This is a genomic window from Streptomyces sp. NPDC002032 (assembly GCF_042890765.1).
Lineage (GTDB): Bacteria > Actinomycetota > Actinomycetes > Streptomycetales > Streptomycetaceae > Streptomyces.
In genome coordinates this window covers 101,768-113,936 of record NZ_JBIASM010000018.1, presented here as the reverse complement: position 1 = coordinate 113,936, position 12,169 = coordinate 101,768, and the positions used below count along the sequence as shown (strand labels likewise).

Annotated in this window: 13 protein-coding genes; 11 read left to right on the top strand and 2 right to left on the bottom strand. The window is 75.0% G+C overall.

All coding sequences use genetic code 11. The features are described 5' to 3' along the window. Positions 1-303 precede the first annotated feature (303 nt). The 3 genes from ACFYYT_RS30700 to ACFYYT_RS30690 all read left to right on the top strand — a co-directional run bounded on the left by ACFYYT_RS30700 (position 304) and on the right by ACFYYT_RS30690 (position 2,660). Positions 304-915 carry a GPP34 family phosphoprotein gene (locus ACFYYT_RS30700; RefSeq protein WP_351826302.1) on the top strand — a complete coding sequence of 204 codons (612 nt, stop codon included), beginning with the start codon at positions 304-306 and terminating at the stop codon, positions 913-915. Positions 916-1,213: 298 nt separating this feature from the next. Then, positions 1,214-1,801: a hypothetical protein gene (locus ACFYYT_RS30695; protein ID WP_351826303.1), complete on the top strand. Its 588-nt coding sequence runs from the start codon at positions 1,214-1,216 to the stop codon at positions 1,799-1,801. 73 nt (positions 1,802-1,874) lie between these two features. Next, positions 1,875-2,660 carry an SDR family NAD(P)-dependent oxidoreductase gene (locus tag ACFYYT_RS30690; RefSeq protein ID WP_351826304.1) on the top strand — a complete coding sequence of 262 codons (786 nt, stop codon included), beginning with the start codon at positions 1,875-1,877 and terminating at the stop codon, positions 2,658-2,660. Positions 2,661-2,663: 3 nt separating this feature from the next. Here ACFYYT_RS30690 and ACFYYT_RS30685 read toward each other — a convergent pair whose 3' ends face one another. After that, a complete protein-coding gene (locus tag ACFYYT_RS30685) occupies positions 2,664-3,278 on the bottom strand; it encodes a sigma-70 family RNA polymerase sigma factor (RefSeq protein WP_351826305.1) in 615 nt (204 codons plus the stop codon). A gap of 103 nt (positions 3,279-3,381) precedes the next feature. On the opposite strand from ACFYYT_RS30685, the gene ACFYYT_RS30680 reads away from it, so the two are divergent. The 5 genes from ACFYYT_RS30680 (at position 3,382) to ACFYYT_RS30660 (ending at position 8,566) form a co-directional block, all read left to right on the top strand. Continuing rightward, the gene (locus ACFYYT_RS30680) at positions 3,382-4,227 is read left to right on the top strand and encodes an alpha/beta hydrolase (RefSeq protein WP_351826306.1); all 846 of its coding nucleotides are present in this window, start codon (positions 3,382-3,384) and stop codon (positions 4,225-4,227) included. A gap of 41 nt (positions 4,228-4,268) precedes the next feature. After that, positions 4,269-4,592 carry a hypothetical protein gene (locus ACFYYT_RS30675; protein WP_351826307.1) on the top strand — a complete coding sequence of 108 codons (324 nt, stop codon included), beginning with the start codon at positions 4,269-4,271 and terminating at the stop codon, positions 4,590-4,592. Positions 4,593-4,811: 219 nt separating this feature from the next. Then, complete coding sequence (locus tag ACFYYT_RS30670) at positions 4,812-5,396, top strand: hypothetical protein (protein ID WP_351826308.1); 585 nt, start codon at positions 4,812-4,814, stop codon at positions 5,394-5,396. Positions 5,397-5,528: 132 nt separating this feature from the next. After that, on the top strand, positions 5,529-7,586 hold the full coding sequence (ligA, locus tag ACFYYT_RS30665; RefSeq protein ID WP_351826314.1) for an NAD-dependent DNA ligase LigA: 2,058 nt from the start codon (positions 5,529-5,531) through the stop codon (positions 7,584-7,586). 113 nt (positions 7,587-7,699) lie between these two features. Then, positions 7,700-8,566, top strand: coding sequence for a DMT family transporter (locus ACFYYT_RS30660; RefSeq protein ID WP_351826309.1), 867 nt, complete (start codon positions 7,700-7,702; stop codon positions 8,564-8,566). An 80-nt stretch (positions 8,567-8,646) separates the two neighbouring features. Here the strand turns inward: ACFYYT_RS30660 and ACFYYT_RS30655 are convergent, their stop codons facing one another. Continuing rightward, a complete protein-coding gene (locus ACFYYT_RS30655; protein WP_351826310.1) occupies positions 8,647-8,892 on the bottom strand; it encodes a hypothetical protein in 246 nt (81 codons plus the stop codon). Between the two features lie 298 nt (positions 8,893-9,190). Here ACFYYT_RS30655 and ACFYYT_RS30650 point away from each other — a divergent pair, with 298 nt between their 5' ends. From ACFYYT_RS30650 to ACFYYT_RS30640, 3 genes are all read left to right on the top strand, one after another. Continuing rightward, a complete protein-coding gene (locus ACFYYT_RS30650; protein WP_351826311.1) occupies positions 9,191-9,787 on the top strand; it encodes an HD domain-containing protein in 597 nt (198 codons plus the stop codon). A gap of 314 nt (positions 9,788-10,101) precedes the next feature. Continuing rightward, on the top strand, positions 10,102-10,758 hold the full coding sequence (gene cseB / locus ACFYYT_RS30645) for a two-component system response regulator CseB (protein WP_385364621.1): 657 nt from the start codon (positions 10,102-10,104) through the stop codon (positions 10,756-10,758). A 5-nt stretch (positions 10,759-10,763) separates the two neighbouring features. After that, positions 10,764-12,035: a HAMP domain-containing sensor histidine kinase gene (locus tag ACFYYT_RS30640; protein ID WP_351826313.1), complete on the top strand. Its 1,272-nt coding sequence runs from the start codon at positions 10,764-10,766 to the stop codon at positions 12,033-12,035. Positions 12,036-12,169: the final 134 nt, after the last annotated feature.

Below are 12,169 nucleotides of genomic sequence, written 5' to 3'. Positions count from 1 at the left end.
CCCGGCGGCGGGGGCCCTCGCCGCCCGCACGGCGATCAGCCCTGCCCCGGCGGACGGCGCGGCATGCGGCCCCGCGCGGCGGCGGCTTGAAGCCTCCGTTGATCGGCCGGATCCGTGACGCACCCGCCCGCATCCGCCCGCTTCCGCACGCGCCCGGCGAAACGGCCCGGCCCCGGCGCGCGGGAGCGGGCGGCGACACCGGCCCGGCCCGGGGCCGAAAGCGGATGCGGGGGCCCTCCCCGCTCCGTAAGCTCGGGCGCTCAGGGACGCACGGAATGCGAACGGACGGGACGTGGAGCCTTCATGACGACACCGCGGGACTTGCTGATCGTCACCATGGACACGGCGTCGGACCGCCCTGTCGAACAGGGCGACCTGTCGCTGGCGCTCGCGGGCGCCGAGCTGATCGACCTCCTCGGCGCCGGCGCCGCCGCACTGGACGGCGAGCTGATCGTGCCCGGCGACCCGTCGTCCCCGGCCGACCCCCTCCTGGCGGAGGCGGCCGCCGCGCTCGACCGGAAGGACCCCCGCGAACCGGTCTCCGACTGGCTGTGGCGCAGGGGCCGCGGCCTGTCCGAGACGTACCGGACGGCGATGGAAGCGGACGGTGAGCTCGTCCGGGAACGCCCTCGCGGCATCTCGTTCCGGGCCGGCCGGCTGGCCCCGGCCGATTCGGCCGCCCGCCGCCGGGCCGCGGACCGCCGGGCCTCGGACGAGCCGGTCCTCGCCCTGCTCGCGGAGGCCCTGGGGGTGCACGCCGAACGGACCGAGGACGCCCCGGACCTGAGCGACGACTCCGTGGCGACCGTCCTCGCCGCCGTCAACGACGCGCTGGTGGAGCTGGGGTCCGTACGGCAGCGGCGCGCCATCGAGGACGCCGCCTTCGACAACATCTGGCGCGGTGGTGGCGGCTGACGGGCCGGCCGGTGGCGGATGTGACGAGGGCTGCCGCGACGTGTTAGATTGATCTTGTTCTCGCGGCCGTGTGACACGGCGGTGGGACCGGCGTTGGTGGTCCAAGGAAAGACACCCCACTTCCCGTGGGGGGATGCAGGTGCAAGGCCTGCCCAGCGCTCGATCAAGGCCCCGGCTTCCTCATGGAGGCCGGGGCCTTTCGTCATCACCTGCCCGGCCTGCCCGCCGGGCGCGACCGCAGTCCCGTCGGGCCTCCGATCCGGGACCGGTGTCAGTGGCGGGGCCTAATCTGCCCGCCATGGGTGTGTATCTGGTGAGCGTCGGTGCGCGGCAGTGGTACGGCACGGACGAGGGGGACCTCGGCGCGGTCGCCTCGGGCCTGGACGAGGAGTTGCGCCGGCGGGGTCTGCCGCCCTGCGGTCCCGTCCCCCCGGAGCCGGATCCCGGCGGCGGTCCGGGGACCGGGTTCGAGGAGAAGTCGGCCGTCTCCATGGACGGCTTCGCCGCCCTGTGCCGGACCCACCTGACACCGCGGGAGGAGGAGACCCTCTGCGGCTGGTCGGTGCTGGTGCCGCTCGCCCTCGACGAGGAGGTGCGGCTGCCCGTCGGTTCGAACTACGCGGACGAGACCGTCATCGCGGGCGCTCCGCAGGTGCTGGCCCTCGCGGAGCGGCTCGCCGCGGCCATCGGCCTCCCGCAGGAGGCGCTGACGGTACGTGAGCGGCTCGGCCTGACCAACTGGTTCCTGAACGGCGCGGCGGCGCGGCGGGCCGAGGCCCTGCCGGGCCCCTGGGGCGAGGACCTCGACGCCGCCTTCCACGTCGCGTTCTTCGTGTGCGCCGCCCGGCACGCGCTGCGCCGCGGCTGCCCCCTCGTCTACGTCTGAGGCTCCCGGCGGCCCGCGACCAGTGACCCCGGACCCGGTTCGGACCGGGCCGTGACCGGGTAGGGAGCCGCGCATGAGGCGCTTCGCGGGGTACGGCGTACTGGTCACCGGTGCGGGCCGCGGCATCGGCGAGGCCACCGCCCGACGGCTGGCGGGGGAGGGCGCGCGGGTCCTCGTCACCGACGTGGACGGGGACCGGGCGCAGAAGGCGGCGGCCGGCATCCGGGAGTCGGGGGGCGAGGCGCTGGCGCTGGTCTGCGACGTCGGCGACCGGGCCTCCGTCGAGGCGGCCGTGGCCCATGCCGTCCGGGAGTTCGGCACGCTCGACGTACTGGTGAACAACGCCTACGCCTGTCACCCGGACGCCGCCCTGTTCGAGGACGAATCCGACGAAGAGTGGCAGCGGGACCTCGACATCACCCTCACCGGCGCCTACCGCTGCGCCCGGGCCGCCCTCCCGCACCTGGCCGCCGCGCCCGACCGCAGGGGCGCGATCGTCGGCATCGGCTCGGTCAACGGCGAGCAGGACTTCGGGAACCACGCCTACAGTGCGGCCAAGGCGGGCCTGGCCTCCCTGACCCGCACCCTCGCCGGGCACGCGGCGCCGCGCGGAGTCCGGGTCAACCTGATCGCGCCCGGCACCGTACGGACCGATGCCTGGGCGGGCCGCGAGGATCTCCTGGCGGCCGCCGCGACCCAGTACCCGCTCGGCCGGGTCGGCCTGCCCCGGGACATCGCGGCCGCCGTCGCCTTCCTGGCCTCCCGGGACGCCGCCTGGATCACGGGCGTGACCCTGCCCGTGGACGGCGGCATCCTGGTCAGCCGGCCCCGCTGGGGGAGTGCGCTGCGCGGGGAGTGAGCGTCAGGCGCCGTCGCCGAGCCGGTCGCGCTGGATCCGGTGCGCCAGGGCGCGCCGTACGGACGCCGAACCGGCGGGACCGTCGGCGGGCGCGGCCTTCGGCGGTACGTCGAGCCCCCGGCTGATCCGGTCGTAGGCCTCACGGCAGCCGCGGGGCAACTCCGCCCGGTGCAGGGCCAGGTCCTCCTCCACGAGGCGGCGCAGCGCGTCGACGGTACGGGGTGTGAACCGCTTCCTGCCCCGGGCGAGGGCGTCCACGTGACCGGCGCAGCGGGCGGCGCCCGGGAAGGCCTCCGCGAGCTCCTCGGCGAGGCCCCACAGGCGGCCCTCCAGCCACGGCACGTCGTACTGGTCGAGGGAGAGTTCCACGGGCGGCGGCACCTCGTCCGCCCGGTGCCTGGTCAGCTGCTTGGAAACGGCGGGCTGGCTCATCCCGGTGAGCCGGGCGATCCTGTCCTGGGTCCAGCCCAGGCCGGCCACCACCCCGATCATCTCCGTGCGCAGTCCGCGCATCTCCTCGCCCGCCCGGATGACCTCGTTCATGTCCGCGAACATGCGCCGCGCCTGTTCCTCGGTCAGCGTTCCGGGGCCCTGCCGTGTCTGCTCCTCGCCTGTCATGACTCGGTTATACACCGGTCTCCGCGCTCGCCATAACCTGGTTGTACAACCTGGTTGTACAACCTGGTTGTACAACCTGGTTATAGCTGTCATGATCCACGGCATGCCCACCTTCACCGCACCCGACGGAACCCGGCTCACCTACCGCGAGACCGGTGACGGCGAACCGCTGCTCTGCCTCCCCGGAGGCCCCACCGACTCCCGCTACCTCGGCGACCTCGGCGGCCTCTCCGCCCACCGCCGGCTCGTCTTCCTGGACCTGCGCGGCACCGGCCGCTCCGCCGTTCCCGCAGACCCCGCGAGCTACCGCTGCGACCGCCAGGCCGACGACGTCGAGGCCCTGCGCGCACACCTCGGGCTCGCCCGCTCCGACGTACTGGCCCACTCCGCCGGCGCGAACCTCGCCGCGCGCTACGCCGCCCGGTACCCCGAGCGCATCGGCAGACTCGCCCTGGTCGGCCCCGGCACCCGGGCGGTCGGCATCGACGTCCCGGCGCGGGCGCGGCGCGAACTCGCCCTGCGCCGGGCGGGTGAGCCCTGGTTCCCGCAGGCCTTCGCCGCCCTGGAGGCGATCACCGCCGGCACGGGTGGCGACTGGGACGCCATCGCCCCCTTCTTCTGCGGCCGTTGGGACGCGGCGGCCCGCGCACAGCACGCCGCCGGGCGCCCCGCCGACGGGGAGGTCGTCGCACGCTTCGGCGCGGAGGGCGCCTTCGACCCCGACGGCACCCGACGCGCCCTCGCCGGCCTGGCGGCGCCCGTGCTCCTGCTCGCCGGGGAGTTCGACCTCAACAGCCCGCCCGAGACGGTCACCGCGTTCGCGGAACTCTTCCCGGACGCCACCCTCGTCGTGCAGTCCGGAGCGGGCCACTACCCCTGGCTGGACGACCCGGCCCGCTTCGTGCGTACGGCGGCCGCCTTCCTCGCCGGAGCGCCCGCGCCCGCCTGAGCGGACGGACGGGGGCCCGCCGAAGGCGCTGTCAGTGCGCCGTGGTGGGATGGCCGGAGTACGTAATCGACCTGCTGGGGGACCTGTTGACATCCGCTTACCCGTCTTTGACCCGCGCCCTCGCCGAGGCCCTGGCCGACGCCCTGTGGTTCATCGAGGGCACCGAAGACGAACAGATGCATCCGGACGACGCCGTCACGGTCCTGGAGAACGCGGCCGGTCTGCTGGGCCTGCTCTCGGAGGACCAGCGCGCCGAGCTGACGTCCCTGCTCGAAGAGATGGCGCGGGCCGAAATCGACCCGGCGCGGCGCGAGTTCCTGGAGGGGTTCGCGGAGGGCTTCGGGCTCCTCGACGACGAGGACTGAACCGCGGGCCCGAGGGGACGGGAACGCCCGCGGACGCGCATACCCGCTGGTCGGGGCCGTGCGGTGGATCGGGAGGGTCCCGCCACGACGTATCCTTCCTGATCGTTCCCCCGCCGGGCGGGGGAGGAGGGCCGGCCCGGCGGAAGGCTGCCGGGCGGGCCGGGTGTGAAGCAACAACGGGGAAGCAACGGGGAAGTGGGCAAGAACGTGCGCAGGTGGATGAGTGCTGTTCCGGCGACGATGGGTACGGCGGCGCTGGTGGCGGCTCTGACGGGCTGTAACCCCGGCGCCGCGGTGTCGGCGGCGGCGAAGGGGAAGAGCCCCTCGCCGAGCGCGGACAGGAAGACGTACGCCCTGGGGGAGAGTAGCCCCCTCCAGGACAGCAACAGGACGACCTCCCAGGGCGGCAAGTTCACGGTCACCCCCACCCGCGTGGTGACCGGAACCCAGACCGACATGGACAACTCGGGGCTGGAGAAGGACGACAAGGACGGCCCGCAGATACCGGTCTTCGTCTGGTCGACGCTCGCCCACAAGAGCGGCCCGGCGATGGAAATCGGCGACATGGACGACAACCTGGCGCTGCGGACGGACGCGGGCCGGCGCACCAAGGCCCTCATCGTGTTCATGGGTTCCGCGAAGTGGCCGGACTGCCCGGGCGAGTTCAGCACGAAGAAGCTCACGCCCGGTCAGTCGGAGCAGATCTGCACCGCGTTCCTCATCCCCGCGAACCAGAAGGCCGCGGCGGTCGAGCTGATGCGCGGCTTCACCAAGGAACCGCTGGAGTGGCCGGTCAAGAACTGACCGGCCGGGCCCCGGGAGCCCCGAACCCCGGGGCGCCCGGGCCACCGCCCGTCGCGGGCCGGGGCGTTGTCAGACCCGTGGGAGAGGATCAGTGTCATGACGATCCTTTCCGCCGAAGAGGCGCTGTCCGCCATGCCCACCAGGTCCGCCATGCCCGCCGTGGCCGGTCCCGAGGCGTACCGGGCGGCCCTCACCCGCCTGCGCGACGCCTCGCGGGCGTACTACGGCGACGGCGACAGCCCCGTGGACGACGCCACCTACGACCGGCTCCGGCTCGCCGTGCTGGACTGGGAGCGGGCCCACCCCGGCGAGGCCGGGCCGGACTCCCCGACCGGACTCGTCGGGGACGGCGCCGCCCCCGCCGGGGACGTCGCGCACACCACCCGGCTGCTCAGCCTGGACAACGTCTTCGACCCGGCGGGCCTCACCGCGTGGGGTGCCTCCCTCCAGCGCCGCCTCGGCCACGAGAGCGCCGGCGGATTCACCGTGGAGCCCAAGCTGGACGGCGCCGCCATCGCGGCCCGCTACCGCGCCGGGCGGCTGGAGCAGATCGTCACCCGCGGCAACGGCACCCACGGCGAGGACGTCAGCCATGTCATCGGGACCATCGAGGGCCTGCCCGAGCAGCTCCCCGTACCCGCCACCTTCGAGGTCCGGGGCGAGGTCCTCTTCACCCAGCAGCAGTTCGAGACCGCCAACGAGGTCCGGGCCGCCCACGGCGCCCAGGTCTTCGCCAACCCGCGCAACGGCACCGCCGGCACCCTGCGGGCGAAGGACCGTCCCTACCGCCTCGCCATGACCTTCTGGGCGTACGGCGCGCTCGACCTCGACGGCGCGGGCTTCATACCCGCCACCGCCACGCACGCCGAGACCCTGGCCGCCGTCGCCGCGGCCGGGGTCCGCACCACCGCCGAGACCCCTGCCGGCCTGCACGTCGTCGCGACCCTCGCCGAGGCGCAGCGCAAGGTCGACGAGATCGCCGCGCTGCGCCCCGTCCTGCCGTTCGGCATCGACGGGGTCGTCATCAAGACGAACGACCCCGCGGAAGCGGCCGCGGCCGGAGCCGGCAGCCGGTTCCCGCACTGGGCCATCGCCTTCAAGCTCCCGGCCGTGGAGCGGCAGACCGTCCTCAAGGACGTGGTGTGGGACGTGGGCCGCACCGGCGTCCTCGCCCCCACGGCGATCCTCGAACCGGTGGACATCGACGGGTCCACCGTCACCCGGGCCACCCTCCACAACCCCGCCGACATCCGCCGCCGCGACCTCCACCTCGGGGACACCGTCACGGTCTACAAGGCCGGCGACATCATTCCCCGCGTCCAGGCCGCCGTCGTCGCCCACCGCCCCGCCGGAGCGGCCGAGGTACCGCTGCCCACGACCTGCCCGCGCTGCGACGGCGCGATCGACAAGGGCCAGGAGCGCTGGCGCTGCGCCAAGGGAACGGCCTGTGCGCTGCCCGCCCTGATCGAGTACGCCGCCGGGCGCGACATGCTCGACATCGATGGCCTGGGCAGGACGTACGTCAAGGCCCTGATCGACTCCGGCGAGGTGTCCGACGTCGCCGACCTGTTCACCCTCACCGAGGAGCAGCTCACCGCCGCCTCCGGCAGCGCCAAGCGCGGTGCGAAGCTCGCCGAGCAGATCGCGGCCGCCAGGTCCCGCCCCCTCAGCCGCGTGTTCTGCGCCCTGGGCGTGCTCGGCACCGGGCGCAGCATGTCGCGCCGCATCGCCGCGCACTTCGCCACCATGGACGCCGTCCGGGCCGCCGACGCCGCCGCGCTGCGGGAAGTAGAGGGCATCGGCGCGGAGAAGGCCCCGGTCATCGTCGAGCAGGTCGCCCTGCTCGGCCCGGTCATCGACAAACTCGCCGCCGCCGGAGTGAACATGACGGAGCCGCGGGAGCAGCCGGAGCGGACCGGCGAGGAGGGGCCGCTGGTGGGCCTGACCGTGGTCGTCACCGGGAAGATGAGCGGCCCGCTGGCCGAGCTGGGGCGTTCCCAGATGAACGCCCTGATCGAGCGGGCCGGCGGCAGGGCGGGCAGCGGAGTCACCAGCAGGACCGGCTACCTGGTCTGCGCGCCGGCGCCGGGCGGGAAGCCGAGCTCGAAGGCCGTCAAGGCGCGGGAGCTGGGCGTCACCGTCCTCACCCCGGAGGCCTTCGCCGAACTCGTCGCCCCGTACCTGGCCTGACTCGACGGCCCACGGGCCCGGCCGTGGACCCGGACGGGGGAAAGGCCGCCCTCCGCCCGCCGCCCGGCGGTGTCACGGCGGGGCGCGGCGGCGGGGGCGGTGAGGATCGGGGCATGGGCTTCGTCGTGCCGGTCCTCTTCGCGCTGTTCGCGGCGCTCAGCAACGCCCTCGCGACCGTCCTGCAGCGGCGGGCCTCGCTCACCGTGCCGCAGAGCGACCGGTTCCGTCTCGGGCTCGTCCTGGACCTGCTGCGGCGGCCGCTGTGGGTCGGCGGGATCCTCGCGGTGATCGCGGCCGGGGTGGGGCAGGCCGCGGCGCTGGCGACCGGCGCGCTGGCCCTCGTCCAGCCCCTGTTCGTACTGGAGCTGCCCCTGGCCCTGCTGATCGCCTCGCTGGTCACGCGCAACCGGCTGCCCGGGGCGGTGTGGACCGCGGTGGCGGGGGTGGTGGCCGGGCTCGGGATCCTGCTCGTGGCCGCCTCACCCGCGGGAAACCGGACGCACGTGCCGCTCGACCGGTGGGCCCTGGCCCTGGCGGCCTGCGCCGGCGCGACTGCCGCCCTGGCCGTCGCCGGACTGCGCCGGCCGCCCGGGCGGATGCGGGCCGGCTGCCTGGGCGCGGCCACCGCCGTCTGCTACGCGCTCACCGCCGCCCTGATGAAATCGGCCGTGCACGTCCTCCAGGAGCGCGGAGTCGTGGCCTTCCTGACGACCTGGGAGACGTACGCCTTCGGAGCGAGCGGCATCTGCGCCCTGCTGCTGCTGGAACACGCGATGCAGGGCGGCCCGCTGGTCGCTTCACAGCCCGCGCTGACGCTCGGCGACGCGGGCGTCAGCGTCGCGCTGGGGGTGCTGCTGTACGAGGAGCACCTGCGCGCCCATTGGTGGCTGCTGCCGCAGCTGCTCGGCCTGGCCCTGATCTGCGCCGGGGTGTTCGCCCTGGCCAGGGCCGGTGCGGGGGCCGGGCCGGACGCGACATGAGGCGCCGGGCGCCGGCGCCGACGGCTGCGGGGGCGGTCGACGTGGATGTCGACCGCCCCCGCACGGGGCTACCCGGTGGATCAGTTGGCGCCGAGGTGAGCGAACTCCGCCCACTCCTTCTCGCCTTCCTTGGTGGCGTTCGAGGTGTAGACGGGGCCGAACGCGGCCGGGATGGCGGCGACCGACGCGCTGGTGGACGCGAAGCCCGCGTGGCCGAGGCTGGCGGAGCCCAGCTCGACGCCGTCGTCGGCCAGGGCGGCGCCGGCGCCGCCCAGCAGGATGCCCGCGGCCAGGACGGAAGCGGTGAGGGCAGAGCGCATACGCATGACTACTCCTAAAGATCCGGATTGCGCGCCGGGAAAGGTGCGCGTCGGCCGGTTCAACGTCACGTGGAGGTCACGGGAAACGGCGTTTCACTCCAATGCCGGACAAGCTGCGCCCAACGACGGCAATGCGGCGGCTATGCGGCGACCCCGTACGTATCGCACCACACCCACACGGCCCAACAAGCGGTGGGACCGCGCCGGCCCAGCCCGGGCGGCCACGCGACGCCCGGCCGCTCCTCATGGCCGGGACCCCCCCTCGTCGAACTCCGCGCCGCAACTGCCCTTCTAGGATGGCGCGATGCCCGCCGCCACTGCTCTCGCCCACGCCCTGACCGCCGTCACCGATCCCGCGCTGCGCCCCTTGCCCGACCCCGTCCCGCACCTGCTGCGCACCCTCGCCGCCCCGCCCCGGCTGGCCGCCCACCTGCGCGCCGTCCACGACGTGGCCCACCGGCTGGCGGACTGGGCCGCGGCCCGGTGCCCGGCCCTGGCCTTCGACCGGGAGGCGGTGCTGTTCGGGGCGGCCACGCACGACATCGGCAAGGTCCTGCACCCCGCCGAACTCAGCGGCCCCGGCTCGGCCCACGAACCGGCCGGCCGCGACCTGCTGCTGGCGCACGGGTTCCCACCGCGGCTGGCCCGCTTCGCCGCCACCCACGCCGGATGGGCCGACCCGGCCGTCACCGTGGAGGACCTGTTGGTGAGCACGGCCGACAAGGTCTGGAAGGGCAAGCGCGTGGCCGATCTGGAAGACCGTCTGACGGCCCGCCTGGCGGCGGCCTCGGGAACGGAGCCGTGGGCCGCGTTCCTGGCGCTCGACGACGCCCTCACCGCGCTCGCCGACGGGGCCCACGCCCGCCTCGCCTTCCAGTCCGCGTACCCGGCCACCGGCTAGGGATCCTCCCGCCGGGAGGGGCGCGTTTGTATCGGGTGGGTATCAGGGGGCGCTCGGCCGGGCATCGATCGGGGCCGGAGCCGAGGGGGCGCCGGGCGGGCTGACCTGGGAGTGGGGCGGGCCGGGGGCGGTCCGGGGCGGGGTGCGGGTCCGGCGGGGCGGGTGGGGTCTGGCCTATCGTTCCTTGCGGGTCGCCGGTCCGGGTGACCCGCGAACGACCGAAGAACAGGAACCGCCTGCCCGTGCCCCCGTCCGCCCCGGATCCGACCGCGCCGCGCCCCGTGCGCGTGCTGCTGGTCGAGGACGACGACCTGATGCGCCGGTCCTTCACCGTCGCCCTCGAACGCTACGGCTACGGGATGCGGACCGCGTCGGACGGGCTGTCCGGGCTGGAGCTCTTCCGCGACGAGCCCTTCGACCTGCTCATCCTGGACGTGATGCTGCCCGGCCTCGACGGGATCGGCCTGTGCCGCCGGGTCCGCGAGAGCAGCCTCGTGCCCGTGCTGATGATGTCCGCCCGCGGCGACGGGCTCGACGTCGTGGCCGGGCTGGAAGCGGGCGCGGACGACTACGTGGTCAAGCCCGTCGACACGTACGTGCTCGTGGCGCGCATCCGCTCGCTGCTGCGCCGGGCGACCTACGGGCGGACCGGGGTGGCGCAGGACGGGCCGGCGCCGTCCGGCGCCGAGCGCCTCGTCTTCGGGGACCTGAGCATCGACACCGCCGGCCTGGAGGTCTCCCGCGCCGGGAGCCCGGTGGCCCTGACCCCGACCGAACTGAAGCTGCTGCTGGAGTTCGCCGCCCACCCCGGCATCGTGCTGGACCGGCACACCCTGCTCCGCGAGGTCTGGGACTACGGCTGGGACGGCGACAGCCGCGTGGTGGACCTGTGCGTGCAGCGCTTGCGCGGCAAGCTGGGCCGCGACCGGATCGAGACGGTCCGCGGCTTCGGCTACAAGTTCAGGCGCTGACAGCGGTGCGCCCGTTCCCCCGCCCCGGCCGGGCGGCCCCCGTCCGCGTCCCCCTGCGCTGGAAGATCGCCGCGCTGGCCGCGGCCACCGCCTGCCTGGTCGCGGCCGCGGTCGGCGTACTCGTCCACGTATGGACCGCCCGCGACATCCGCGGCCGCGCCGAAGCGGAAGCCGCCAACAGCCTGTACGCGGCCATGGACGTCTACCGGCGCACCGGCGCCCTCACCGACGGAGCCCAGCTCGATCCGGCGGGCCTGCCCGCCGCCCTGCGCCGCCCGGCCGACGGCGACCGGCACACCGCCTACGACGCACGGACCGACGCCTACGGAGCGACTCCGGGGGTCTGGGCGGCCCAGCGCACCGACGGCCCCGACAGCCCGACCCTGGCCTACTACGTCCCCATGGGCCCGCGCCTGCACGACCTCTACCAGCTCGACGTGACCATGGCCGTGGCCTCCCTGATCGCCCTCGCGGCGGCCACCCCGGCCGCCGTCTGCGGAGCGGGCCTGCTCGCCCGCCGGCTGCTGCGGGTCTCCGAGACCGCCCGGCGGATCTCCGCCGGAGACCTCGACGCCCGCACCGGCCCCACCAAGGGCGGCGACGAGGTCGCCGACATCGCCGCCACCGTCGACCTCATGGCCGACAGCCTCGGCCGACGGCTGCGCACCGAGCGGCGGTTCACCGCGGACGTGGCCCACGAGCTGCGCACCCCCGTCGGCGGACTGCTCGCCGCCGTCGACCTGCTGCCGCCCGGCGAGGTGGAGGACCTGCTGCGGGCCCGCGTGCGCGACCTGCGCGGCCTGGTCGAGGACCTGCTGGAGATCTCCCGGCTGGACGCCGGCGCCGAACGGCCCGTACGCGACCGGGTGCCGCTCGGCGCGGTCGTCGCCGAGGCCGTGACGCGCACCGGACTGCCCACCGCGGTCACCACCGGCGCGGCGGACGGCCCCACGCCGGCCACCGTGGAGACCGACCCGCGGCGCCTGGAGCGGATCGTCGGCAACCTCGTCGTCAACGCCCACCGGCACGGCGGCGCCCCGGTCCAGGTCACCGTAGAGGGCCGTACCGTCGTCGTCCGCGACCACGGCCCCGGCTTCCCCGACGACCTGCTCCGCGGCGGCCCGCGCCGCTTCCACACCGGCGCGGCGGAACGCGGCTCCGGCCACGGGCTGGGCCTGACCATCGCCCTGGCCCAGGCACGGGTCCTCGGCGCCGAACTGCACCTGGCCAACGCCCCGGACGGCGGAGCCGTCGCCACCCTGCGCCTGCCCGCCTGAGCGCGGTCCGCCGCCCGTCGGCCGGCGCCCGCCGCCCGAAGTCCTACACGACCGCCGCGCAGCGGCGCGGCAACCGATACACGGCGGACCGGGCGCCGATACCTTCCCCGGACACCCTTCGAAGTGCACCGCCC

What these genes read in the sequence shown, in the direction of transcription:
- ACFYYT_RS30670 (WP_351826308.1), top strand. Translation starts at nt 4,812, where the DNA reads ATGAGTGCTGTTCCGGCGACGATGGGTACGGCGGCGCTGGTGGCGGCT.
- ACFYYT_RS30650 (WP_351826311.1), top strand. Translation starts at nt 9,191, where the DNA reads ATGCCCGCCGCCACTGCTCTCGCCCACGCCCTGACCGCCGTCACCGAT.
- ligA (WP_351826314.1), top strand. Translation starts at nt 5,529, where the DNA reads ATGCCCACCAGGTCCGCCATGCCCGCCGTGGCCGGTCCCGAGGCGTAC.
- cseB (WP_385364621.1), top strand. Translation starts at nt 10,102, where the DNA reads ATGCGCCGGTCCTTCACCGTCGCCCTCGAACGCTACGGCTACGGGATG.
- ACFYYT_RS30655 (WP_351826310.1), bottom strand. Translation starts at nt 8,892, where the DNA reads ATGCGTATGCGCTCTGCCCTCACCGCTTCCGTCCTGGCCGCGGGCATC.
- ACFYYT_RS30700 (WP_351826302.1), top strand. Translation starts at nt 304, where the DNA reads ATGACGACACCGCGGGACTTGCTGATCGTCACCATGGACACGGCGTCG.
- ACFYYT_RS30680 (WP_351826306.1), top strand. Translation starts at nt 3,382, where the DNA reads ATGCCCACCTTCACCGCACCCGACGGAACCCGGCTCACCTACCGCGAG.
- ACFYYT_RS30685 (WP_351826305.1), bottom strand. Translation starts at nt 3,278, where the DNA reads ATGACAGGCGAGGAGCAGACACGGCAGGGCCCCGGAACGCTGACCGAG.
- ACFYYT_RS30695 (WP_351826303.1), top strand. Translation starts at nt 1,214, where the DNA reads ATGGGTGTGTATCTGGTGAGCGTCGGTGCGCGGCAGTGGTACGGCACG.
- ACFYYT_RS30660 (WP_351826309.1), top strand. Translation starts at nt 7,700, where the DNA reads ATGGGCTTCGTCGTGCCGGTCCTCTTCGCGCTGTTCGCGGCGCTCAGC.
- ACFYYT_RS30690 (WP_351826304.1), top strand. Translation starts at nt 1,875, where the DNA reads ATGAGGCGCTTCGCGGGGTACGGCGTACTGGTCACCGGTGCGGGCCGC.